This window comes from Alkalibacillus haloalkaliphilus C5 (assembly GCF_000269905.1).
Classification (GTDB): Bacteria; Bacillota; Bacilli; order Bacillales; family Alkalibacillaceae; genus Alkalibacillus; species Alkalibacillus haloalkaliphilus_A.
In genome coordinates this window covers 1-23320 of record NZ_AKIF01000004.1, presented here as the reverse complement: position 1 = coordinate 23320, position 23320 = coordinate 1, and the positions used below count along the sequence as shown (strand labels likewise).

The following is a 23320-nucleotide window of genomic DNA, read 5'->3' as shown; positions in this document are numbered from 1 at the left end:
AAATGAGTAAATGATATCCTAGCCAAAAAATAGCAAGTCCAGACCCAACAAGGACTAATATTAACGTCATTTTCCCTTGCATATTCACAGCCACTTCCCCCTTTCTCTATTGGTGCCATTAGTTATAGGTTGAGTTGAGTTAAAAAATATATACTAACGAACTAAAATTTACTTTCGCTTAAATGAATGAAAAAGCGCAGCCCACAAATAATAATGCATGACAATTAATAAAGGGGGATTTTGTGGTGGGCACTGAACCAATGGAATTTGTTCGAATTACTATGGAAACAATCGTAGGGTTTGCCGCCTTATTTGCATTAACTAAAGTGCTAGGTAAGTCACAAATTACACAAATAACTCCTTTTGATTTTATTGCAGCCATTATTCTAGGTGAATTAATTGGTAATGCCCTTTATGATAAAGAAATTGGTATTAGTATGATCTTGTTCGCTGTAACTTTGTGGGGAGTATTATTATACACAATAGAAACAATTACTAATAAATTCAGAAAATCACGAAAGCCTCTTGAAGGTTCACCATCTCTAATTATTCGTCGAGGAGAAATTCAAAAAGATTTATTAAAAAAATCAAAACTTGATATGAACCAATTTATGCATTTATTAAGAGACAAAAACGTCTTTTCAATCCAAGAAGTTGAGTATGCAGTGCTTGAAACAAACGGTACAGTCAATGTCCTTAAAAAGTTTATTCACCAATTACCAACAAATGAAATCTTAAATCAAACTCCGAAAAGCGTTGAACTACCAATATCAATCATTTCTGACGGTGAAATTGTTGAAGAAAACTTAAAAGAAATATCATGGAATTTAGAGGATATTGAAAAAGAAGTCGAACAACAAGGGTTAACCATTCAAGACATTATGTATGCTGAGTGGACACAAGAAAAAGGGCTTTATGTCATGCCTTACTAGACTTTCGTACAGAACAATATAATTTTTCATTAACTAATCGTAACGGGTTCCGTTGTGAGTTGCAAAACGTTAAATTGTAATCCATTTAGCAAAAGAATTCTCACTAGAAACACATTAGAGAGCCTATTAAAAAAGGGCTTAGAATTACTTCTAAGTCCCTTTATCTTGATTTTCCCTCTTCATCTGTTACTTTTTCTTTTCACTTGGATAATCAATGGAATTTGCAATCTCTACTAACATTTCAGAAGAGACCTTATCAGATATTTTTTTATTTATACTAAGCTTGTATTGCCAATGATCTCTCTCAAAAACGAGAGCTTCAAACGAGTCAGAGATGTTAATAAGTTTAGCTTCATTTCCATTCTTTAAAGTAAACACCTCAACGACACGCTTATCTTCGATTGGAATTTTGTGTTCAAGAGGTCTAACAGCTATTTCATATTGATTTTCAGGCGATTGACTATTTATATATATCAACTCAAAAGAATCATTTATATCCCCATCTAAATCATTAAACCTTCCAAAATGATGCGTAAATTTTATAGGTGGTATCCTAAGAGGTAGTTTAATACTTTGGTTAAAATGCTGTTCAAATTCATTTACAGCTTCTTCAACAGTTTTATATCCATATTCAGGATATGTTTCCTCTAAAGGTCTAACCTCATGGATTGAATTTGCAGAAGCTGCGTCAATGTTCAATCCACAAAGCATACTAAAAATAAGCATTACAAGTAAAATAACTTTCTTCAATTCACATCACCCTAAACTGTTTTTAAGGATTACCTTTACCTACGAAAAAATAAATATACATTTTCCACTTAGTGCTCAATAGTTGATGAAAATTTAAACAGAAGCAAGCCACATATGACTGCTCCTGTTGTTAAAGTAACACATGACAAACACAACACCTATTCATAACCTCTAAAACATTTACTTCAAACCTTCATAATAGCTATGTGAAATGTGATTATATCAAAACCCTATAACTTCTTAATATATCAGCAAAATAAAACACGTGAATTCGCATATGAATTCACGTGTGAAATAGTATGTGTTTCTGTCTATGTGCACCTTTGAACGGAAACCGTTAAACTAACCAGGTACTTTTAAATCGGTTTGATCATGACGCGAAAATTTTCAATTTCAAACTCAGCTTTATTCTCCTCAACTAATGCTCGTACGTAAGCAGATACAGCTGTCCTAAACAGCATAAACATTGAGAGCTGATCGGCTTTAACATCATATCGAGCACACATAAACGACACGATATCTTCATGAGATAAACCATGTGCCGATCGATCAAGCATTTCCTTTACTGAACTTAAAATGTTTTGGTGATATTCAATATTATACTGAATAGTATTTTTAAAGTCTTCTTCATAAGGCCCATGCCTGGTACAGCACCATCATAAACTTTATCTTTAATTTTTTCTAGACTCTCAATTGTGTCTTTGGCACACGTGATATACGGGATTTTATGCTTGTCTAATTCTTTTTTACCAAAATAACTATCAGCAGCAAACAATATGCCGTTTGTTGCAAGCGCAAGTTGGTGATAGCTATGTCCTGGAGTTGAAATGAACTCTATATGAAACCCGTCTATTTCCTGTTCACCTTCATCGACTACTAAATCCACTTCAACTGGAGGCCCTTCTAAAAACTTATTTCTAAGCTCTCCAACTGGTGTATTACCTTGAAACATATAAATCGGTTCAATGATCGGATTCTCAACGATCGCCGCTTCTAATTTAGGTGCCATAACTTTGACATTGTAATGTTTTTTTAAATAAGCAGCTCCGCCATAATGATCTGCATGTGCATGTGTAATAAATAAATGGGTGATCGGTAATTCTGCTTCTTCTAATTGACGCACAACTTTTCTAATGGCCGATTGATCAATGGCAGCATCAATGAGCAGTCCATTATTCCCTTCATGCACATAACCAACATTGACGGAGCTTGAGAAGTAGTAACAATTATTATTTAATTGATTCATTTTCATAGACTAGAATCCTTTCTTTAGCGGACTATCTTGTTTAAATGCTTTCGCTAAAGTATTGACCTTTTCCTGTTATTTTAGAAAAATTTCTCTCAGCTGAACGATTTACAATGGATCCTGGTGTATAAAGCTGTTCAATTTCTGCTTGTTTACCATTTTTAGGACCGTTTTGATTGTTATAACGTAAGCTCATCCTTTTTCTTTCTTCAGCATATTCGAACGGATGTTTACGCCTCGTCTCTAATTCTACACGAAATGGTCTTTCGATTACGAATGGAGACTTCGTTTCACCAGCTACTCGTCTGTGGTATTGACTATATTGATGTTGATCAACTGGCAAAATGTATCCCATATGATCAACCTCCTTCTTTATATTAATCCTATTCCCGTTTCTACTTATACTTATTCGTTTAAGGTTACTTCGGTTTGTCGATTTTCTTCTCTAAGTCTGCCATCCATTTTTCAATCTTTTGCGCATCACTATCTAACATTTTCTCCCATTTATAAAATTCACTCGTCTGTTTGTCATATTTTTGTTGGGGCGATTGGTTTAATTGCTTAGTCAGTTGTTTCAAATGGTTCATTAGGAGAATGAATCGGTCAGGCATAGATTATCACACCTTTTTCAAAAAATTTGTCTATCTTTGTGCGTTATATAATTTTTTTATAAAAAAATTGTCTCATTTTGTGCTTTATCAAGAATGGAGTCCTATAAAAAAGGAACTCGGACTAAACCCGAGTTCCTACATACCAATTAGATCCAGAAAAATGGTGGACGTCTCTCTTCACCATCGTCTTGGTCGTCATCTTTCATTTCGACATCTTCAGCCATCATTTCCTCATGACGAGGCTCTTCATCCATCATACGAGGACCAAACCATGGATGAGATTCTCTTTCAGGGGGCTCGAAATGAACATTGTCAGCTTTAATAATTAAGTCCTGTACGTGGATTTCTTTTTTAGAATCGGACATGCTTTTCACTCCTTTAAGTGTTAGGCGTTTCGTTAACTAGTATATTCAGTACTTTAAAATTAGCATAGGTTGGTGCCCTATAATTCCCAAATCCTTTAATTTAACCTTCAAAACTTTTTTGGCGAATGCCCACACCTATATAGGTAAAATGCATACATTATTATCGTAACAAGAGTCAATATTGACCAATAAGAAAGGAGTTTGCTTATGACTTGTCGAGATAAGCGTCGTATTGAAGATGAGGATACTAACTGCGTAGCCGATATTCTACGCCAGATCGTTGATGCACAAGATGATATTGTTGATGACGATTGCGATATTAGTTGTGAACAGTCAATTCAAGATTTACGAGGTGACACGACTGCACCCAACAGTTTAGATACAGTACCAGTATTACTATACTGCAAATGTGATCCATTTAAAGGGTATGGTGTCCGCAACGACCAACAAAGAACTGTTCTAGACACCTTCTATTTCCGTGTTAACAGCATCGACGACGATAACTGTGCAACGTTAGAGTTATTACGCGACCCTTCTGACTCGCATACAGGCGCACCGGATCCAACTAAGCAAAAAACCGCCAACCTACGCGCAACAGGTATTTGCATTACAGTTGATTTAGAATGCTTCTGCCACGTAACTTGTTTACCGGCTATTAACGCCCTTTAATATTACCGCGCACATTAAACGAGTCTGCTATATTAATAGCAGGCTCGTTTTTAGTCTGAAATAAAATCATCTTTTAAGTTTTGCCTAAAAAAGAAAGGTAACTAGGCGCTTTCACCCTAGTTACCTTCTTTAAACTAAAAACCTACTAACTGTACGTCTACGATATCTCCTCGTTTAATTTTCACGCGAAAACCTTGATCCACCGTTCGTAACATTAATATGTCTTCATCACACTTCTCAATTGTCCCAATATATTTATTATTGTCAGTTTGAACTTCGCATTTCATTTTTGGAAGAATGCTAGGCATATCAACCATATATCTTAATCTCTCTTCAACTGACATATCTTGAAACTTTCTTCGTTTAGATGAAACACTTTCTTCTTTTTCTTCCTCTTTAGGCTCAATGTCTACTACATCTTCATTGTTACTATAAAAGTGTGATTGTGCTTTGGCAGAAGGATTATTTTCAGAGTTTTGCGCAATAAATAAAAGCGGTGGCTTCACTTTATGATCCGGCATGAGTCAATCTCCTCTCTTGACTTCTTTTCACCTTATCTTATGCATAAATGCCTAGAGGAGTGAGCATAAAAAAGCAAAGTGCTTCCAGATTAACTGAAAACACTTTGCTAATTAAAAGTTCTTATCGACCTAAAATGTTATAACCGCTATCGACGTGTAAAATCTCACCTGTCATACCACGAGATAAATTACTCATTAAGAAATAAGCAACGTCGCCAACCTCTTCTTGTGTAACTGGCTTACGCAATGGTGCACGCTCTTCAATCTCTTGTAAAATTGAGTTAAAGTCGCCAACACCTTTAGCAGATAGCGTACGAATTGGACCAGCAGAGATTGCGTTTACTCGGATTCCATACTTACCTAAATCGTTAGCTGCATATTTCATCGTTGCATCTAAGCTGGCTTTTGCTACACCCATAACGTTGTAGTTCTCAACAACACGCTCGCCACCTAAATAAGTTAGTGTTACGATGCTTCCGCCTTCTGTCATAACATCTTTAGCAGCACGAGATACTGCTGCTAATGAAAATGCGCTAATGTTATGCGCTAGTAAAAAGCCATCACGTGATGTATTAATGAATTCACCTTTCAGTTCATCACGGTTTGCAAATGCAATACAGTGAGCTAATCCATGAATAACACCTACATCATTTTTAATGTTTTCGAATGTTGTATTAATGGCATCGTCATCTGTTACGTCGCACTCATACAATAAAGAGTCATCACGATCTAATGTCTTTGCTAAGTCACGTACAGGTTTTTCGAAACGTTCATTGGCATAAGTAAAGATTAGACGAGCACCTGCATCGTGTAACGCTTGAGCAATCCCCCAAGCAATACTGCGTCTGTTCGCTACACCCATTACAACATATGTTTTACCTTCTAATGAAAAAGTCATTTGATTGACCTCCTAGTCAGTCATAAAATTATGGTTTGTTATTAGTACCTACTACTATTTTATATAAAATTGACGACAGATACAATTGTTTTCTTTAGATTAATTGAAAACTTTCATAAACTGTTAACGAGTTCACATTGACGAACTAGCCTAAATGCACGAAAATAGAATAGATGATTAGTTTAAAGGAGTATATCCATGGACAACACTGGAAACGAAAAAAAACTCGATACATTTCTTATCTTTGTAATGACAGCTTTAGTTGCGATTAGCAGTTTTACATTATATACATTACAACCTCATTTACCAGGCTATTTATCCAATAACAACTTCTATTTACAGCAGTTAATGTGGTTTATAGTAGGAACAGTTGGAATTGCGTTAATTATGATTCTTGATTTCGATCGTTACCGCAAACTTGCTTGGCCAGTGTACATATTAGGAATCTTAATGTTAGCTGGTCTTTTTGTTTGGGGCGATACGCGACTAGGAGCAACTCGTTGGTATGACTTACCTATTGGCTCCATACAGCCTTCAGAGTTCATGAAAGTGTTTCTTGTTATAGCCTTGGCGCATGTTATTACGTCACATAATGAAAAGTGGACGCACAAAGACTTAAAATATGATCTAATACTGTTAGGAAAAATTGTTGCCTTAACATTACCACCGTTCGCATTAATCGCGATGCAACCTGACTTAGGTTCTTCGTTAGTTATTATGTCGATTATGGGCTTTTTAACTTTAATATCCGGAATCCGTTGGCGAGTTATTTTAGTAATACTAGGTATTTTCACCTTAATTGCCGCTTCACTTGCCGCAATGTACCTTTTATACACTGAACAGTTTATCGACTTTATTAATGAATATACGCCATTCGGACATGCGATTCATCGTATTCAAGCATGGCAAGACCCTCATTTGTATGAACAAAGTTCCGCCATGCAAGTGATCCGTTCAATGTTAGTAATCGGATCGGGCGAATTGTCTGGTAAAGGGATTGGTAATTTTGAACTTTACATCCCTGAACGCCATACAGACATGATTTTCACTGCTATTGCTGAACAGTTTGGCTTTATTGGGTCAAGCATAGTTATTATTTTGTTCTTCTTAATGATCTATCGCATGATTCAAATTGCACTCGTTTGTCGTGACCCATTCGGTACGTATTTAGCTGTAGGTTTCGTCGGTATGTTCTCTTATCAAATTTTCCAAAATATCGGCATGTCTATTCAGCTTTTACCACTAACCGGACTTCCACTACCTTTCTTAAGTTACGGTGGAACGTCACTACTCGTTTACATGGCTGCAATTGGCCTTGTGCTAAATATACAATCTAGGAAAAAAGAATACATGTTTGAAACAGATGACTAAGTTAACCGCTTCAGTGCATTCGGCTTGTTAGCATAAGCATGGACTATTTTATTGTGAATCGGATGTTCAATCGTAATCCACCCACAATGTAACGCTTGTCCTGTTAATTGATGATGACCACCATATAAGTCATCACCAATTAACGGGTGGCCTATATGGGCAAAATGAACACGAATTTGATGTGTTCGACCTGTTTCAAGTTCCACTTCAACTTGCGAGCCTTGCGCGACTACCCGTTTTACACGGTAATGCGTAACGGCTCGCTTTCCTTTATCACTTACTTTTCGTTCGATGATTGAAGGTAGGTTACGTGCGATTGGTAAATCTATTGTTCCACTCGATTGCTCCAAATGACCAGTTACAAACGCCTCATACACTCTTTTAATCTCACTTTGTTGCAATAGATGATGGATGTATCGGTTTTTAGCAATTAACACTAAACCTGAAGTATAGCGATCTAAACGGGTTACGACATGGTAAGTTGCATTAATCGATTGAGTATCAAAATAATGCAATACGCCATTAGCTAACGTTGACTCTTTCAAATCATTCATATTCGGTGAGATAGCCAAACCCCTTCGTTTATTAACAATTAATAAATAATCATCTTCATACACAATTTGAAGAGGCATATACTTTGGTTCGACTGCGTCACTTCTTTTTTCAGCTGGAAACTGAACAGTTAAGACATCGCCTGTAACCATTTCCTTCCTTACCTTAACCGATTCGCCATTAATTAAAATGGCTCCTTCTTTTTTCACTTCTTTTAATAAGCGGTTAGAAAAAGCTCGCACGTGCAGTAAATAGTCACGTACGAGCCACTGATGATGTTTTCTAGTAATCGACCATGAAATATTCATTTGCTTCTCACACCTAGAATTCTGTTCTTTCATTTGAAATAAATGAATCGTGCACGCGTTTCCAAAACGGAAACGGTCGGAATCGCGCAAAACGAACACGTTCTTTTGCGACACGACATTGAATACTGTGAACATGATTAAAGTTCATAGTTAAATGATCAATCGTAATTAAAAACGTTCTGTCACTTTTCGGTTTCATTACCGCTGTATGATGTTTTGGTAAAATAAGTGGCGAACCGACTGTACGGAACACACGGTTGTTAATTGAAGCCATCTCCGTAATTTGGAAAGCTTCTAGTGACGGATGAATAATTGCTCCGCCTAATGCTTTATTATAGGCCGTAGAACCTGATGGCGTCGAAATACATAATCCATCACCACGGAACGTTTCAAAATGCTCACCTTTAATCTCAACGTCCAATACGACAGAACCTTCAGCCGTTTTAACTGAAATCTCATTTAACGCTAAGTAACAATGTTCTTCATCATACTCTTCAGGTCTAATCGTTAACTCTAACAATGGGTACTCAACAACTTGAAATGGCGTTCTCGCTATTTCAATGATTAACTTTTCCAGTTCTTCTGGTACCCAATCAGCATAAAACCCTAAGTGCCCTGTATGTACACCGATGAACGCTGTCTCATTCAGCCTGTGGACATAACGGTGAAAAGCTTCTAACAACGTACCATCACCACCAACTGAAATGACTAAGTCGGGCTCTTCTTCGTTATACTCCATCTTAAATTCAGACAAATAACTTTTAAACTTTGATTTAATCTCTTTGGAAGCTTGGTCGCCTCGGCACTGTACTGCAAACTTCACTTCAACCCACCTTTATCGAGTCTAAAACGCTAATCTTTTTTACGTCGGAAAAATTCTTGTGCATCGCGTATTTCTTTTCTAATTTTCGACATTTCTTCATCCAGTCGAAATGCAGCTTCAGCGGCATTTTTCAACCGTTGTGTTACATCTGAAGGCATTTGCCCAGAGTATTTATAATTTAAAGAATGCTCATTAATTGCCCAGAAATTCATGGCTAATGTACGAATTTGAACTTCAGCTAAAATCCGCTTCTCACCGTGAATCGTTTCAACCGGGTATGAAATGATGACGTGATAAGAGCGGTAACCACTTTCTTTATTTTTCTCTATATAATCTTTCTCTTCTACTATGTCAAAATCTTGTCGTGCCCGAATCATGTCAACGACTTCATAAATGTCATCCACGAAAGGACAGACAACTCTTAAACCTGCTATATCTTGTACTTCTTCTTCTATTTTCGGGATCGGAATTTCTCGCCTTTTAGCTTTATCAACAATACTAGTAATTGGCTTTACTCGACCTGTGACAAACTCAATGGGAGAATGTCGAGACTCGTAATCAAATTGTTTACGCATTCCTTTTAGTTTAATCTTTAATTCATCTACTGCTTGGCTGTATGGTGCTAAAAAGATATCCCATTTCAAACGGTTCTCCCCCACTTTCACATGATGTCTTCACACTAAACTCATTGTACCATAATTTCCGCACTGCCATAATCGTTGAATCTAACAAATTTATCCTGCATAATGGGAATGAGTTTAGCGAGAGGTGAGACAATGCAGGAAATTGAAATTGAATTTAAAAACTTACTAACAAAAGAAGAATACGAACGTTTAGCTGCACATTATATTAAAGACTCTTCACAGATTAAACAACAGATTAACTACTATTTTGAAACTGATGATTTTGAATTGCGCTCTAAACGTGCTGCACTAAGAATTCGTGAAAAAAATGGTGAATACATAGCAACCTTGAAACAACCTGTCGAAAACGGTCTATTAGAAACCCATGACATTATAACCGAACAACAATTCAACGACTGGCTTAACGACGATATTACTCTACCTTTTAATATAAAGAAACAGTTGGACGAGATCGGCGTAACTGGTGACCAACTTTCTTACAAAGGTGCTTTACAAACAAACCGCTACGAAGAGAAAAACGATCAATATATAATTGTTTTAGACCATAGTCAATATAATCAAACTGAAGACTATGAACTAGAACTCGAGGCTTATGACTATGAATATGGCAAACAACTATTTACAGAGCTATTAGAGAAATTTCAAATAGAAAAACGAGAAACTTCTAATAAAATTGCACGTTTCTTTGCAACTGTAAAAAAATAACAACCTCTACAGTATCGCACAATGATCGGAAGTTTCCTTGTTAACAGCATTTCCCTATTCATATTAATTGATACTGCGCTTAGCGGTTGCTACAATATAGAACAAAGAGAGAGAGGAATTTATATGTCCCATTCACAAGCAAACATTTATGAAGCAATCGGAGGAGAAGAGGCTGTTGAACGTTTAGTAGATGCTTTTTATAAACGTGTAGCCGAACATCCTGACCTCATTCCGATCTTTCCAGATGATTTAACCGAAACGAGAAGAAAACAAAAACAATTTTTAACACAATTTTTCGGTGGACCACAACTATATATTCAAGAACATGGTCACCCTATGCTTAGAGCTAGACATATGCCATTTCAAATCACACCAACACGTCGTGATGCTTGGTTAGATTGTATGGCAAAAGCATTAGATGAAGCTGAAATTGATGAGCCTTACAGAAGCTCTATTTTCGAAAGGCTAACGATGACTGCTAACCATATGATGAACACACCGGAGTAAATTGTTTGAAAGGGGAAATCGATGTGATGGATCAAACAGCAGATGTTATGAACAATCTTGCATCGAATGATAATTCCCAAGTTGACTTTTGTAACTTACTAAATAAACCAGTAGAAATATATTTATTTGTCGATCCGCTTTGCCCGGACTGTTGGTCTTTTGAACCATATATAAAAAAGCTAGCGATGGAATATGGCTGCTATTTTAAATTGCGCACGATCGTTACAGGAAAATCAACCGAAATGAACGTCCCAACTTTAAAGAGAACGAAGAGTCACTTTTCTTGGCGAAAAGTTTCGAGACGTACAGGGATGAACTGTGACAATGGATTTGAATCGAATCCCGTATCGACACCAATTTTAACGTCACTGGCGATCAAAGCAGCTGAACTTCAAGGCCAACGATTAGGTACAAAGTACTTACGTAAATTACGCGAATATTTATTTTTAGACAGACAAAACATTTCAGATGAAAACGTGCTAATAGAGGTTGCTGAAAAAGTCAATTTGGATGTAGAGGAGTTTAAGAAAGACTTACATTCCAAAACAGCAAAGAAAGCTCTAAAATGCGACATACATGTTGCTAGAGAGATGGAAGTTGAACAAACACCAGCAATGGTCATGTTCAATCGTGAGAAAGAAGAAGACGGATTGAAAGTTTGCGGACTTTATAATTATGACACTTACATTCGCGCATTATTTGAGGTGATGGATCGTAAACCACGCCCTTCAGTAAAACCAGAACTTATCGATTTTTTAAATCATTTTGAATTTGTCGCATCCAAAGAAGTATCCGTCGTCTTTGACTGGTCGGAAGAAAAGACAGAAAAAGAGTTAAAGAAACTGCAATTATCTCGTAATGTAGACCGTTTTCCTGTAAAGCACGGAACCTTTTGGAAATATATAAAACAAGACAACTAGAATATTTTCATTAAAAGCACCATATGATGGATATCAAAGAAGGGAACGATGCACATGGTCCAACTTCTCTTTTGGTTGATTCTGATTATAGGTGCTTTTTTCTTTAATATGTTAGGTATGATGCAATTAGTGCCTAGGTGGATCTCTTTTCCACTCCTGTTTTTAGTTTTATTTCTGTTTATTTCTGCGATTACACAAAGAAACTCGTTCAGTCGCACGACGCGACGTTTTCATTAACCCTCAAGAGTTGTTCTGGAGGGGTTTTTTATTTGATTGTTTTGTCGAAATTTGTGGCCTGCGAGCTTATTTTGTGCTTCTATGAGCTATTACAAAAATAAGCCGACTACTTAAAGTAGCCGGCTCATTTTTGATATCATCTATTCACTTAATAATGCTTCAAACTCATCTAATTTTTGTTCGAATACATCCAATGCTTCTAAAATTGGTGCTTTTGTCGTCATATCAACGCCTGCTTTTTTCAGTACATCGATTGGATCTTCGCTGCTTCCAGCTTTTAAGAAATCTTTGTAACGTTCAACAGCTGGTTCGCCTTCTTCTAAAATTTTAGCAGCTAGTGCTGTTGCCGCTGAATAACCTGTTGAATATTGATATACGTAATACCCCATATAGAAGTGTGGAATACGAGCCCACTCTAAGCCAATTGCCTCATCAACGTGGACGTCATCTCCGAAATACTTCTTATTTAAGTTATAGTAGATTTCTGTAAGCTTCTCAGCAGTTAATGCTTCACCATTTTGATCACGTTGGTGAATTTCGTGTTCGAACTCAGCAAACATCGTCTGACGGAACACAGTACCTCTAAAGCCTTCTAAGAAGTTGTTTAATAGATATAAACGTTTTTTCTTCTCATCTAGCGTCTTTAATAAATAATCATTTAATAGTGCTTCATTGGCAGTCGAAGCAACTTCAGCTACGAAGATTGAATAGTCACCGTAACGTGGCTCTTGATATTTACGCGTATAGTAACTGTGTAATGAGTGACCTAATTCGTGAGCTAACGTAAATAAGTTATCGACATTGTCTTGCCAGTTCATTAAAATATATGGGTTCGTTAAATAACCGCCAGAAGAGTAAGCACCACTACGCTTTCCTTTTGTTTCTAACCAGTCGATCCAACGCTCCTCATAACCTTGTTGTACAATTGACGTATATTCTTCACCTAAAGGCTCTAAACCTTTAAGCACATAGTCTTTCGCCTCATCAATTGTTACCTTAATCTTCTCATCGACTAGCGGTGTATAAATGTCATACATGTGTAATTCATCTACACCTAAAGCTTTCTTCTTTAAATCCATGTAGCGATGTAAAGAAGATAAACGTTCATTTACAGCGTCGACTAAATTATCGTACACTTTTTCAGGGATATTGTTTTTATCTAAAGCCGCTTCACGAGCTGAATTATAATTGCGCGCTTTCGCAAAGAAGTTCGCTTTCTTAACTTGGCCGCTTAACGTTGCTGAGAAAGTATTTTTATACTGACCAAACGTTTCATACATCTTTTCAAATGCTTGTTGGCGCACAGAACGATCCTTAGAGTCTAAAAACTCACGGTAACGCCCGTGTGATAATTGAACCTCTTCCCCATTCTCATCTTTAATCGTTGGAAACTCAATGTCCGCATTATTTAACATACTAAACGCATTACCTGGTGTTGAAGTCACTTCTGACACTTCAGCTAGTAGCGCTTCTTCTTTTTCTGATAAGACGTGTGGACGAGACTTCATAATGTCTTTTAACGTCTTATCATAATGCTTAAGTTCATCATTTTCTTGAATAAACTTCTCAATTTTCTCATCATCCATCGCTAAGATCTCTGGTGTTACGAAACTAAACGCACTCATCATTTGAGTAATTAACGACTTAGCACGTGCATCTTGGTCTTGATATTTACTGTTTGTCGTATCTTGATCCGAGCGCATATGTGAGTAAACAAACACTTTTTGTAGACGAATACGTAATCCATCTTCAAGCTTTAATACCGCTAACAAATTGTCTGCCGACTCAGCTATACGACCTTTATACTCTGCGATTTTCGGAAATTCTTGTTGCAGATCTTTAAACGCTTGTTCCCATTCTTCATCTGTAGCAAAAATAGCTTCCAAATCCCACGTTAATTCTGTTGGGACCTTTTCCCTCGTTTTTAAACCGGTAGCTTCTGACACTTATGTAACCTCCTAAAAGAACTTTTTTCTTATTATTCTCTATTTTATAAAAGTTTCATGTAATTGTAAAACTTAACTACTTAAGCATTAAAAAGTTGACCGAGCAATTCACGGTCATTTTGCAAGGCTTCGTCCAACGTTTTTGGATAGTGTACCTCTTTCTTCTTCACAAATGTTCCACCTTCTTTTCGTTCGATATAACCTAATTTAGCTAGTTTCAAAGTGTAATCATAAAGTGGGTGAACAGCACAACTTGGATAAGCTGAAGTCAAACGAGAGTAAAAGAAATCACTTAATCCATCATATAAATCTTGCCACGTAAAAGCGTCTTCTACATCTGTTACATCTAATACATCCATAATGAAATGTGTTTGCCATACATACATAGGTGTGTGATATAAATGATAATTTTGTACAGGTAAGTAAATACAAGCAGGTAAATATTGAGGGTGTAAACGATTATTATACAAAAACTGTAAATACTCTTTTTCTTCATCTGAAGTGAATTGCCTTTGTTTTGTACGGAATCGCCTCTTTTGTAATAACCACTGATCCTTTTCTCGGTTTTCTGTTGGCTCGTGAATTAATAGATTTTGAAAAGTTAAATTTGTGATCGGCTTAGTAGTTGATGATGAGAAGGCTAAATTTTGGTGAACCGTAGATGGATGATGAATAGAAAGTGTAAACTGACTAGGGTTGTAAGTGAAGAATCTTAAACTTTTCGCATAAGGGGATGCTAGTAAGCTCGTTCTTATAGCTGTATTAAGTTTAAAGAATCCTTGTTTCAAAGGTTGTTCATACGAAGGACCAAAAATCCAGATCGGGATAATTTGCTGGGATAAAAACCCTTCAGTTCTTTTCAGAAGTTCTTGTGGTTCAATTGGGGAGCATTGATACTCAATTGCGTAGTAAAACTTGCCAACTTTCGTTATAATGTCTGCTCGTTGTTGAATTGATTTGACGAAGTATTCGAGGTATATTGGATGTTTTTGTTGAAACAACCATTTAGCTAGATGCATCTTTCCTTTTAAATGGGTATCACTTTCACCTTGGCCGTGACGGCACTGCCCATCACTTCTGTGAGCAAAATGGGGGATATTCACTTCACCTGCTTTTAAAATAACAGGCTGCTTGCAATTTGGACAAAACAAAGTTTCATGCCTCATTTGTTCTAATTTTTCACGGGGTTGACTAAAGGAGATTACAGCTTGTCCTTGTTCATTCATAGCCTTTAGCAATAGACATCACTCCTATTAAGTTTGGATTGTATTAAAATCACCGCCATTATAACAGCGGTGATAATAATCTAAACAATGATTCTACAACACGAATAAAAATAGAACGCTGTTTGAATTGTTCTGGATCAATTGGTTGAGACACTTTAAAATCTTCTTTAAAATCCTCGACAAGCTTATTCGTACTATCAGTTCGAAATAAAAACGCGTTTACCTCGAAATTTAAATGAAAGCTACGCATATCCATGTTAGACGTACCAATGGAAGCTAACTCTTCATCGACAACAACAATCTTACTATGAAGAAACCCTTTACCATACTCAGATACTTTCACACCTGCATCCATTAACTCTGGATAATAAGAGCGAGAAGCATGGAATACAATCCGCTTATCCGGTACACTAGGCACCAATAGACGTACATCAACACCACTTAGACTCGCCACTTTCATCGCTGTTAAAATGTCATCATCAGGGATGAAATATGGTGAAGCAATCCAAATTGATTTCTTCGCTGAAATAATCATCGAAAAGTATAACTTCTTAATATTTTCCCACTGCGTATCAGGTCCGTCAGCGATCATTTGTACACCGCCAGCTTCATGGTCATTTAATACCATCTCAGGGGACAAATAATCTTGCTTTAACAATGATTCACCAGTTTCATAGTGCCAATCTTGTAAAAAAATCATTTGAAGTGAACGAACTGCTTCTCCCCGCACATGCAAGTGAGTATCGCGCCATTCACCAAAATAAGCGTTTTTCCCTAAGTACTCATCACCAATGTTTAAACCACCCATAAACCCTAACTCACCGTCTACTACAATAATTTTACGGTGGTTACGAAAGTTAATACGGTTACCGATGAAAGGTAATTTTACAGGAGCAAACGCTTTAAACCTAACCCCTGCTTCACGAAGTTCTTCTTTAAACTCTTGTGACAACTTCCAGCTTCCAACTGCATCATACAAAAACCGTACTTCCACTCCACTTTTGGCTTTTTTAATTAAAATATCTTTAATTTCACTACCTATTTCATCGTCACGCACAATGTAATATTCCATGTGAATATGGTGTTTTGCTTTTTGTAACGCATCTAAAATCGACGGAAAAGTTTCCGATCCATTCGTTAATACACGCGTCTCTGAGTTAAATGAAACAGGTGAATTACCAAGCTCATGTGCAAGTCGGAAGAACATTTTCTGGTGGTCACCCATTTGATTTAAATCTTGTTTTGTTATTGGTTTTTGCCCTTCAATCTTGCTAAAAGCTTGCTCGTCTAGCTCTTGCTTTTCGTCATAACGTTTTCTCTTCGTATAATTTCGACCGAATAAAATATAGAAGAAGAACCCTAAGACAGGAAAAGCTGCAAAAACTAATATCCAATTGATCGTTTGAGATGGATTACGATTCTCGATGAATATAATAAATACAATTAAAATAGCTGAAAGAGTCACAAAAATAGAGAACGTCGTAACAAGTCGACCTTCCCAAATGACATATGAGAGATATCCGATCCCAACAACTAGCGCTGTAAACAACAGCACTTGTATCCATTTAAGCATATTTCATAAGCCTCTCTTCTCTATCCCTCTTTGAAAGTTGGAATTGCCCCAACTTTTAATATAAAGCGTTATTTATAAACCCTTTCTCAATCATATACGAGATATAAATTTACAATACAAAAATTGTTACAATTTTGCAACCGAGTTGATTTTGGGAAGTTTTCAGATACTAAAAATAATTCCCCTATATTTGTAACACCCTACTTATTTTAGCTATATAATTTATTGAAGAGAGGGATAAAAAAATATTCGATTTGGTGTAAGCGCTGATGAACGCCGATAAAAATTTACGAGCGCCGATAAAATCCTACCTCATAATAAAAAATGACAAGCTTGTCATACAACGAGCAAGCTTGCCAATTTTATTTATTTAAAATGTTTTCTAAGTTGTTTAAGTGCATTTTCAGCCATTACTTCCGTACCATATTCAGCTAGGAAATGAACTGTTTTATCTGATTCTTCACCGTATTCTAGTAACTGGCTAATGTAATCTTCTTGTTCATCTTCGCTTAAGAAGCCATTTGGAAAACCAATGTGTAAATAATATTCATTTTCATAAGCGTAAAGACGATCATCAACGAAACGCGTATCTTTCATTGATTGGCTTAATGAAATAACGTCTTCAATATCTTTAAACTTAATCGTTAACGTTAAGTCATCATCTAGATGCCTCTTCTTCTTTGATTTAGGAGTTGATTCTTCTGACGATGAACCTTCTTTAGGGAAGCTTTGTTCCATAAAGTTTTCTAAGTCTTGTGTTACACCTGAGCTATTGTCATCATCATTTAAGTCAGGTAACTCTAACTTATTTCCGTCTTTTGAAATTTGAGCTTTTGTCACAACAATTTCAAGACCTTTGTCTAACGCTTGAACTTGAATCCATAATGGACCATCGACACTAAAGTCTTCTTGGTCGTTAACTTCATCCATCATTTCCCAAAACAGTTCTTCGCCTTTTTCTCGGTTATACCAGATATCTTCACGACTAAAACCGCGTTCTTCAATATCACTGTATGATATATAAAATTTTAACGTGTTTTCATTAATTCTTTCTATTTCCATTGTTCTCCTCTCCCTTCTCATAAGCAATTAAATAGCTGGGAAGGACTACCCGAAAACTCCTTACACCTACAATACCCTGAATCAAAATCTTTCAATCATTTCATAAAGAAGCCTTCTTGTTCATATTTTATGTTAGGTAGATCTTTATTGAAAATGTTTTTGACTCGCTTTTTACAAATTCCATGTTTGCCCTAGTTAAACCTCCGTTGCTACAACATCTAAGCAAACTTCGGACAAGCCATGCATTTATTTGTATTTAGTCCACTATTTTAAAACATATATAACAATTTGTCACGTATAAAAAGGAGGTTTTTTAGTGGAAATTTTATTTGATATAAATTGGGATATTTTAAAAGCAGTACTCATCATCATTGGAATAGACCTTATTTTAGGTGGTGATAATGCCGTTGTTATTGCCATGGCGAGCCGAAACCTGCCTAAATCGTTACAAAATAAGGCCATTATTCTTGGGACAACCTTTGCTATACTGTTCCGGTTCTTATTAGCGACGATTGCGATTTACTTACTCACAATCCCATACGTACAACTTGTTGGTGGTGTCTTTTTATTCTTTATAGCCATCCAGCTACTACTGGATAAAGGCGATTCTCACCAAAACATTTCTGCATCAGCCACCATGTTCGGTGCTGTGAAAACCATCATAATTGCTGATGTCGTCATGGGTTTTGATAATGTGCTTGCGATCTCAGCTGCATCCAACCAAAACCTATACTTAATCATGTTCGGTTTGTTAGTATCGGTACCTATTATTATTTTCGGTAGTAAGTTGATTTTACACTTTATGAGTAAATACCCGATTATCATTTACTTCGGTGCTGCTTTATTAGCTTATACGAGTGCAGAGCTCATCTTGAAAGAAATCAAATTACAACCAATACTCATCCACATGCCGCTTGTGCACTGGATTTTCCCTATCGCGGTCATTTTAATAACTGTATTGATTGGTTACTTATCAAGAAAAAAGGCAGCTTATTAAAAATAGATAAAAGCCGAACCCTCTTACAGTGGTTCGGCTTCTTTATATTGGACTTGTTCATTAATTGACTAATCGCTGTGCTTCTTTTAGTTGGAAAGAACGAACTTTTCTCGGTAAGAAACGACGAATTTCATCTTCGTTATAACCAACTTGTAGACGCTTATCATCTAATATAATTGGACGTCTTAATAACCCTGGATTCTCTTGAATAAGATCAATTAAATCTTTTAACGGCATTTGATCTAAACTCGTATCAAGTGTTTGGAACACTTTTGAACGTTTAGATATAATTTCGTCAGTACCATCTTCTGTCATGCGCAAAATCTCTTTGATCTCATCAGCTGACAATGTCTCTGAGAAAATGTTACGCTCTTCAAATGGAATCTCATGTTCTTGCAACCATGCTCTTGCCTTTCTACAAGATGTACAGCTTGGTGAGGTAAATAAAGTTACCATGCCATTCACTCTCCTTTTAAACGGCTTTAGACATGAAACAAAGTATATTGAAAAAGATATTAGTTTAGAATTAATCTAATCTAACTTATCTTAAGTATACAACATTTTTATGTAGTTGAATAGAGCGTCAGATTAGTTGTAATGAAAAATTCACAATATCGATTTCTGTCTTATTATTGGTTTACCCTTAATTACCAATAATAAACCTATTTTTCATAAATAATTTTAAAAAATTACGGTAAAATGAAATGTTTACTTGAGTAGCTTGCCACCAAATCATAGGATTTTGGGGTAAAACTTCTTATGTAAAGTTAGCTCAAATATTAAAGAGGCTGCTAATAAGCAACCTCTTCATTATACCATATTTTACACACCTTTTGGATCTTTTATCGCTTCAAATAAATCAGATTTTCGATTACGGTCAATCGATAATACTTCTTCTACAGGTTGGTATGATTCACCGTATATTTCTTCATCTTTATAAGTATGGATCTGTTCGTATAGCTTTTTCATTTGTTTATATATGATTTCTTCAGATGCTTCATCAGGTGACCAATATAATATTTCTAACGTGTTCATTTCGTTAGTTGCTAGAGAACGACGGGTATAACCAATTGATTGAGCATGTTTAAAGCCCTCTCGTTGATAGAAACGCAATCTTTTCTCTGTATCAGTATCTTCATAATCAACTGGTTCAACTTCTAAAATAATTGGTTTATTACGCTCTTTTAGCTTATTTAATAACTTTCGACCGAGCCCTTGTCCACGTGCTTTCGTTGATACATATACATAATCTATAAAAATGAATGATTCAAATTCTACATACATCATCACATGATGCTCACCTTCATCTTTATAGTACACATCACTTCTTTCCTTTAACAATCGTTCCATATGTTCCTTTGATTTCATCTCTTCTACCGGAAAGTATTCATTTAACTTCTCGTACCAGTTCATACATCTACTCCTTCTTAAGTTGTTTTCACCATAAATGACGATGGCGTTTTCATTATTAATTATAGAATACGGGGAAAATTCTGTTAAACGGCATTAAGTGACGCTCAGTTAGATTAAGTTTGATTTAAAGTGACTATTTACCCTCAGTCATATAATCCCTCAAATATACACATATAAACTCCCATATCCATTAAAATATAAGAAATTTGCTAAAAACACGCTCAATACAAAAAAAGACTTTTGGCAAAATAACCAAAAGTCTTTTTAGGAGAGAATTAACGTGGGTCAAAGTTTGTATCTCTCGTATACCTATTACTTGGATCCCAAAGCAAATATTCGTATATATCATTATCATAGAGTGCTTGAATTTGCGCTGTTACTTCATCTGGACCGTAAGTAAATACATTGCCTGAAGAATATAACCATGAAGCTGTGAAATCTTGTAACCACGGGCGAGAAACCGGTGGATCATCAAGCTCAGCTAACAACTCATTCTCAACTTGTGCATACTCATTAACTAAGTTATACGGCTCACGGTCTGGTTCTGAAATACCGAAATATGGTGTCCAATGACTTGGATAAATCATAGAAGAAATAACATCAACATTTTCTGAAATACCTAAGAAATTTTGACCAATACCAGGAGCGTCTTCAACAGTTGCTGCATAACCAAAAATATCAACTGAAACGTCAACATCATATGACTCTAATTCATTATATGAATACTCAACAAACTCATTTACTGCTGTCACACGCTCTCTAACGTTATCTAAACCAGCATCTTCATAGTCTCCACGTGTATAGTCTAAATCTTCATCACGATGTTCAAATCCTTCAGGGAAACGAACATAATCAAGCTGAATTTCTTGGAATCCTAATTCTACAGCATGTTTTGCAATGTCGATGTTATATTCCCATACATCTTGTACAAACGGATTAACAAAAGCTTCGCCACGTCCGTTAACCCAAACTTCACCATCTTCTAAAAATGACCATTCAGGCTTTGACTTAGCTAACTCAGAATCTTTGAATACAACAACTCGTGCAATCGGGTAAATCCCTTCTTCTTCAAGGCGTTCAAGCATTGCCCTTGGGTCATCAATATAGCTGTCTGAGAACTCATGTCCATATATTTCTTCTGGTAATTCATAAGTAATTTTACCGTAATCGTCTTTAACATCAATAACCATAGAGTTCAACGGTGTATCATTTATGAACTCAATTAAGTCTTCAAAGCGCGAGCCACCCGCAGAATGTCCCGTTACATAAATGCCTCGAACAGCATCAGGATACTCAAAGTGTAAGCCTGAGTTAAATGCAAAGCGGGGCATTGGGTCAGGCAATTCTTTAATTTGTAGTCCTGTTTCATATGGAGAATGGAATGTTACCATTTTTGACTCTGTTTCATCTGCATGAAGTTCGAAGTCAGATGAAAATAATTGTACAAGTCCCAAAATAAGTATCAATGAGATGATGATCCGGCTCTTCTTCATAGTTTCTTTCCCCCAAGTTGTTTTTCTATCTGTTACTATTATAATCTGTTTTTGACAGTATTTGTTGAAATTTTAATAATTTCTTGTAAGAAAAATAGAAAATCCAACAATTGTTGCAGTTCTTTTTAACGCAAGTCCAATATTTTTAGTCAAAATGGTTGATTGACTTGCAACACACTTCAACATTACATATAATAAAAGCAGTAAATTTATACTCTATTAAATGCTATGAAAAAGCATAAGTACAATATAACCTCTATTTTCAGTGAGTCTGGATAGTGGGAACAGGCAATACGTTATGTTGGAAATTGGAGCTTTGGAGCTGAGTGTTCCGGTTAGCAACCGTTAAAAAGCTTACACTGAGTGATCTCATTTTGAGGTAACAAGGGTGGTACCGCGAATCCAGTCGTCCCTTATTTTAGGGAAGAGTGGATTTTTTTATTTAGTTTTGGACGTAATAACCTAGGTTAAAGGAACATACTAAAATATATTATGAGGTGATTCGATGAGTACAATATTCTCTGGCATTCAGCCGAGTGGTTCATTAACAATCGGAAACTATCTTGGCGCTTTAAGACGTTTTCCTGAATTACAAGATGATTATAATTGCTATTTTTGCATTGTCGATGAGCATGCGATTACAGTACCGCAAGATCGAACTTCGTAATCAAATTCGTTCTTTAGCAGCTTTATATTTAGCTGTTGGAATTGACCCGAAGAAATCAACACTGTTTATTCAATCAGAAGTTCCAGCCCATACACAAATGGCATGGATTTTACAATGCGTTGCTTACGTTGGTGAACTAGAACGTATGACACAGTACAAAGATAAGTCTGCTGGTAAAGATGGCGTATCCGCTGGTCTATTAACATACCCACCATTAATGGCGGCTGATATTTTGTTATATTCAACAAATGTTGTCCCAGTTGGCGAAGACCAAAAACAGCACATTGAGCTTACACGTAATTTAGCAGAACGTTTTAATAATAAGTACAATGACATTTTAACCGTTCCAGAACCACATATCCCAGAGCAAGGCGCTCGTATTATGTCATTACAAGACCCTACGAGCAAAATGAGTAAGTCGGATGAAAACCAAAAAGCAACAATTTACATCCTAGATGAACCAAAACAAATCGAAAAGAAAATAAAAAGCGCGGTAACAGACTCTGAAGGTGTCGTTGAGTACGATAAAGAAAATAAACCAGGTATTACAAACTTATTGAACATCTACTCTGGCTTTTCAGGTGAATCGGTTGAAGAAATTACACAAAAGTATGAAGGCAAAGGCTATGGTGAATTTAAACAAGACTTAGCTCACGTTGTCATTGAAGGACTAGAACCAATCCAAAAACGTTACCATGAGTTATATGAATCTGAAGAATTAGATACCATTTTAGACGAAGGTTCTGACCATGCCTCTTTTGTCGCTAACAAAATGTTGAAAAAAGCAAAAAAAGCTATGGGATTAGGACGCGTACATTTGAAAAGATAAGGATTAAAAGCAGAACTGGCGATCAGTTCTGCTTTTTTAGGTATTAACCTTCTCC

The 23320-nt window shown here is 36.1% G+C and carries 25 protein-coding genes, 1 pseudogene and 1 other annotated feature; of the genes and pseudogenes, 8 read left to right on the top strand and 18 right to left on the bottom strand.

The genetic code is table 11. The annotated features are described in order from the left end of the window. Positions 1 to 245 precede the first annotated feature (245 nt). Positions 246 to 932, top strand: a complete 687-nt coding sequence (locus A194_RS0100915) for a YetF domain-containing protein (RefSeq protein ID WP_017185006.1) — start codon at positions 246 to 248, stop codon at positions 930 to 932. Positions 933 to 1118: 186 nt separating this feature from the next. On the opposite strand, the gene A194_RS0100910 is transcribed toward A194_RS0100915, so the two are convergent. From A194_RS0100910 to A194_RS0100890, 6 genes are all read right to left on the bottom strand, one after another. Further along, positions 1119 to 1682 (bottom strand): hypothetical protein, encoded by a 564-nt coding sequence (locus A194_RS0100910; RefSeq protein WP_017185005.1) that lies wholly within the window; start codon positions 1680 to 1682, stop codon positions 1119 to 1121. A 356-nt stretch (positions 1683 to 2038) separates the two neighbouring features. Further along, the gene (locus A194_RS19200; RefSeq protein WP_017185004.1) at positions 2039 to 2239 is read right to left on the bottom strand and encodes a hypothetical protein; all 201 of its coding nucleotides are present in this window, start codon (positions 2237 to 2239) and stop codon (positions 2039 to 2041) included. 14 nt (positions 2240 to 2253) lie between these two features. After that, on the bottom strand, positions 2254 to 2934 hold the full coding sequence (locus A194_RS16820) for an MBL fold metallo-hydrolase (RefSeq protein WP_017185003.1): 681 nt from the start codon (positions 2932 to 2934) through the stop codon (positions 2254 to 2256). A gap of 34 nt (positions 2935 to 2968) precedes the next feature. After that, positions 2969 to 3283 carry a hypothetical protein gene (locus A194_RS16815; RefSeq protein ID WP_017185002.1) on the bottom strand — a complete coding sequence of 105 codons (315 nt, stop codon included), beginning with the start codon at positions 3281 to 3283 and terminating at the stop codon, positions 2969 to 2971. Positions 3284 to 3347: 64 nt separating this feature from the next. Continuing rightward, entirely contained in the window at positions 3348 to 3539 is a 192-nt protein-coding gene (locus A194_RS0100895) for a hypothetical protein (RefSeq protein WP_017185001.1), read from the bottom strand. A 146-nt stretch (positions 3540 to 3685) separates the two neighbouring features. Then, positions 3686 to 3904, bottom strand: coding sequence for a hypothetical protein (locus A194_RS0100890; RefSeq protein ID WP_017185000.1), 219 nt, complete (start codon positions 3902 to 3904; stop codon positions 3686 to 3688). A 207-nt stretch (positions 3905 to 4111) separates the two neighbouring features. Here A194_RS0100890 and A194_RS0100885 point away from each other — a divergent pair, with 207 nt between their 5' ends. After that, complete coding sequence (locus tag A194_RS0100885; protein WP_017184999.1) at positions 4112 to 4573, top strand: CotY/CotZ family spore coat protein; 462 nt, start codon at positions 4112 to 4114, stop codon at positions 4571 to 4573. A 134-nt stretch (positions 4574 to 4707) separates the two neighbouring features. On the opposite strand, the gene A194_RS0100880 is transcribed toward A194_RS0100885, so the two are convergent. Next, positions 4708 to 5094, bottom strand: coding sequence for a CotO family spore coat protein (locus tag A194_RS0100880; protein WP_017184998.1), 387 nt, complete (start codon positions 5092 to 5094; stop codon positions 4708 to 4710). 121 nt (positions 5095 to 5215) lie between these two features. Beyond that, a complete protein-coding gene (gene fabI / locus A194_RS0100875) occupies positions 5216 to 5992 on the bottom strand; it encodes an enoyl-ACP reductase FabI (RefSeq protein ID WP_017184997.1) in 777 nt (258 codons plus the stop codon). 198 nt (positions 5993 to 6190) lie between these two features. Here fabI and A194_RS0100870 point away from each other — a divergent pair, with 198 nt between their 5' ends. Continuing rightward, complete coding sequence (locus A194_RS0100870; RefSeq protein ID WP_017184996.1) at positions 6191 to 7363, top strand: FtsW/RodA/SpoVE family cell cycle protein; 1173 nt, start codon at positions 6191 to 6193, stop codon at positions 7361 to 7363. Here the strand turns inward: A194_RS0100870 and A194_RS0100865 are convergent. From A194_RS0100865 to yjbM, 3 genes are read right to left on the bottom strand one after another with little or no spacing between them, the layout of a single operon-like run. Continuing rightward, entirely contained in the window at positions 7360 to 8223 is an 864-nt protein-coding gene (locus tag A194_RS0100865) for an RluA family pseudouridine synthase (RefSeq protein WP_017184995.1), read from the bottom strand. The genes A194_RS0100870 and A194_RS0100865 overlap by 4 nt on opposite strands. A 13-nt stretch (positions 8224 to 8236) precedes the next feature. Then, positions 8237 to 9046 (bottom strand): NAD kinase, encoded by an 810-nt coding sequence (locus tag A194_RS0100860; RefSeq protein WP_017184994.1) that lies wholly within the window; start codon positions 9044 to 9046, stop codon positions 8237 to 8239. 29 nt (positions 9047 to 9075) lie between these two features. Beyond that, positions 9076 to 9690 (bottom strand): GTP diphosphokinase, encoded by a 615-nt coding sequence (gene yjbM, locus A194_RS0100855; protein WP_017184993.1) that lies wholly within the window; start codon positions 9688 to 9690, stop codon positions 9076 to 9078. 132 nt (positions 9691 to 9822) lie between these two features. Here yjbM and A194_RS0100850 point away from each other — a divergent pair, with 132 nt between their 5' ends. The 3 genes from A194_RS0100850 (at position 9823) to A194_RS0100840 (ending at position 11822) form a co-directional block, all read left to right on the top strand. Continuing rightward, a complete protein-coding gene (locus A194_RS0100850) occupies positions 9823 to 10395 on the top strand; it encodes a CYTH domain-containing protein (RefSeq protein ID WP_017184992.1) in 573 nt (190 codons plus the stop codon). Positions 10396 to 10518: 123 nt separating this feature from the next. Then, positions 10519 to 10902: a globin domain-containing protein gene (locus A194_RS0100845; RefSeq protein ID WP_017184991.1), complete on the top strand. Its 384-nt coding sequence runs from the start codon at positions 10519 to 10521 to the stop codon at positions 10900 to 10902. Positions 10903 to 10907: 5 nt separating this feature from the next. Continuing rightward, positions 10908 to 11822 carry a ClpXP adapter SpxH family protein gene (locus A194_RS0100840; protein ID WP_237718727.1) on the top strand — a complete coding sequence of 305 codons (915 nt, stop codon included), beginning with the start codon at positions 10908 to 10910 and terminating at the stop codon, positions 11820 to 11822. A 377-nt stretch (positions 11823 to 12199) separates the two neighbouring features. On the opposite strand, the gene pepF is transcribed toward A194_RS0100840, so the two are convergent. From pepF to mecA, 4 genes are all read right to left on the bottom strand, one after another. After that, positions 12200 to 14005, bottom strand: a complete 1806-nt coding sequence (gene pepF, locus A194_RS0100835) for an oligoendopeptidase F (protein WP_017184989.1) — start codon at positions 14003 to 14005, stop codon at positions 12200 to 12202. An 80-nt stretch (positions 14006 to 14085) separates the two neighbouring features. After that, entirely contained in the window at positions 14086 to 15243 is a 1158-nt protein-coding gene (locus A194_RS0100830; RefSeq protein WP_017184988.1) for a competence protein CoiA, read from the bottom strand. 46 nt (positions 15244 to 15289) lie between these two features. Then, a complete protein-coding gene (cls, locus tag A194_RS0100825) occupies positions 15290 to 16804 on the bottom strand; it encodes a cardiolipin synthase (protein ID WP_017184987.1) in 1515 nt (504 codons plus the stop codon). A 366-nt stretch (positions 16805 to 17170) separates the two neighbouring features. Beyond that, positions 17171 to 17866 carry an adaptor protein MecA gene (gene mecA, locus A194_RS0100820; protein ID WP_017184986.1) on the bottom strand — a complete coding sequence of 232 codons (696 nt, stop codon included), beginning with the start codon at positions 17864 to 17866 and terminating at the stop codon, positions 17171 to 17173. A gap of 316 nt (positions 17867 to 18182) precedes the next feature. Between mecA and A194_RS0100815 the strand changes: the two genes are divergently transcribed. Next, on the top strand, positions 18183 to 18863 hold the full coding sequence (locus tag A194_RS0100815; RefSeq protein WP_017184985.1) for a TerC family protein: 681 nt from the start codon (positions 18183 to 18185) through the stop codon (positions 18861 to 18863). 60 nt (positions 18864 to 18923) lie between these two features. Here the strand turns inward: A194_RS0100815 and spxA are convergent, their stop codons facing one another. The 3 genes from spxA to A194_RS0100800 all read right to left on the bottom strand — a co-directional run bounded on the left by spxA (position 18924) and on the right by A194_RS0100800 (position 21769). Continuing rightward, positions 18924 to 19319 carry a transcriptional regulator SpxA gene (gene spxA, locus A194_RS0100810; RefSeq protein ID WP_017184984.1) on the bottom strand — a complete coding sequence of 132 codons (396 nt, stop codon included), beginning with the start codon at positions 19317 to 19319 and terminating at the stop codon, positions 18924 to 18926. A gap of 366 nt (positions 19320 to 19685) precedes the next feature. Continuing rightward, a complete protein-coding gene (locus tag A194_RS0100805) occupies positions 19686 to 20276 on the bottom strand; it encodes a GNAT family N-acetyltransferase (RefSeq protein ID WP_017184983.1) in 591 nt (196 codons plus the stop codon). Between the two features lie 275 nt (positions 20277 to 20551). After that, positions 20552 to 21769, bottom strand: coding sequence for a putative glycoside hydrolase (locus tag A194_RS0100800; RefSeq protein ID WP_017184982.1), 1218 nt, complete (start codon positions 21767 to 21769; stop codon positions 20552 to 20554). A 219-nt stretch (positions 21770 to 21988) separates the two neighbouring features. Beyond that, positions 21989 to 22186: a binding site (T-box leader), on the top strand. A gap of 88 nt (positions 22187 to 22274) precedes the next feature. On the opposite strand from A194_RS0100800, the pseudogene trpS reads away from it, so the two are divergent. Beyond that, positions 22275 to 23265: pseudogene (gene trpS, locus A194_RS16810) on the top strand (tryptophan--tRNA ligase). The last annotated feature ends 55 nt before the right edge of the window (positions 23266 to 23320 follow it).

What these genes read in the sequence shown, in the direction of transcription:
- A194_RS16815 (WP_017185002.1), bottom strand. Translation starts at nt 3,283, where the DNA reads ATGGGATACATTTTGCCAGTTGATCAACATCAATATAGTCAATACCAC.
- A194_RS0100885 (WP_017184999.1), top strand. Translation starts at nt 4,112, where the DNA reads ATGACTTGTCGAGATAAGCGTCGTATTGAAGATGAGGATACTAACTGC.
- A194_RS0100800 (WP_017184982.1), bottom strand. Translation starts at nt 21,769, where the DNA reads ATGAAGAAGAGCCGGATCATCATCTCATTGATACTTATTTTGGGACTT.
- A194_RS0100870 (WP_017184996.1), top strand. Translation starts at nt 6,191, where the DNA reads ATGGACAACACTGGAAACGAAAAAAAACTCGATACATTTCTTATCTTT.
- spxA (WP_017184984.1), bottom strand. Translation starts at nt 19,319, where the DNA reads ATGGTAACTTTATTTACCTCACCAAGCTGTACATCTTGTAGAAAGGCA.
- A194_RS0100880 (WP_017184998.1), bottom strand. Translation starts at nt 5,094, where the DNA reads ATGCCGGATCATAAAGTGAAGCCACCGCTTTTATTTATTGCGCAAAAC.
- cls (WP_017184987.1), bottom strand. Translation starts at nt 16,804, where the DNA reads ATGCTTAAATGGATACAAGTGCTGTTGTTTACAGCGCTAGTTGTTGGG.
- fabI (WP_017184997.1), bottom strand. Translation starts at nt 5,992, where the DNA reads ATGACTTTTTCATTAGAAGGTAAAACATATGTTGTAATGGGTGTAGCG.
- A194_RS0100865 (WP_017184995.1), bottom strand. Translation starts at nt 8,223, where the DNA reads ATGAATATTTCATGGTCGATTACTAGAAAACATCATCAGTGGCTCGTA.
- A194_RS0100805 (WP_017184983.1), bottom strand. Translation starts at nt 20,276, where the DNA reads ATGAACTGGTACGAGAAGTTAAATGAATACTTTCCGGTAGAAGAGATG.
- A194_RS0100850 (WP_017184992.1), top strand. Translation starts at nt 9,823, where the DNA reads ATGCAGGAAATTGAAATTGAATTTAAAAACTTACTAACAAAAGAAGAA.
- mecA (WP_017184986.1), bottom strand. Translation starts at nt 17,866, where the DNA reads ATGGAAATAGAAAGAATTAATGAAAACACGTTAAAATTTTATATATCA.
- A194_RS0100895 (WP_017185001.1), bottom strand. Translation starts at nt 3,539, where the DNA reads ATGCCTGACCGATTCATTCTCCTAATGAACCATTTGAAACAACTGACT.
- A194_RS0100890 (WP_017185000.1), bottom strand. Translation starts at nt 3,904, where the DNA reads ATGTCCGATTCTAAAAAAGAAATCCACGTACAGGACTTAATTATTAAA.
- A194_RS0100845 (WP_017184991.1), top strand. Translation starts at nt 10,519, where the DNA reads ATGTCCCATTCACAAGCAAACATTTATGAAGCAATCGGAGGAGAAGAG.
- A194_RS19200 (WP_017185004.1), bottom strand. Translation starts at nt 2,239, where the DNA reads ATGCTTGATCGATCGGCACATGGTTTATCTCATGAAGATATCGTGTCG.
- A194_RS16820 (WP_017185003.1), bottom strand. Translation starts at nt 2,934, where the DNA reads ATGAAAATGAATCAATTAAATAATAATTGTTACTACTTCTCAAGCTCC.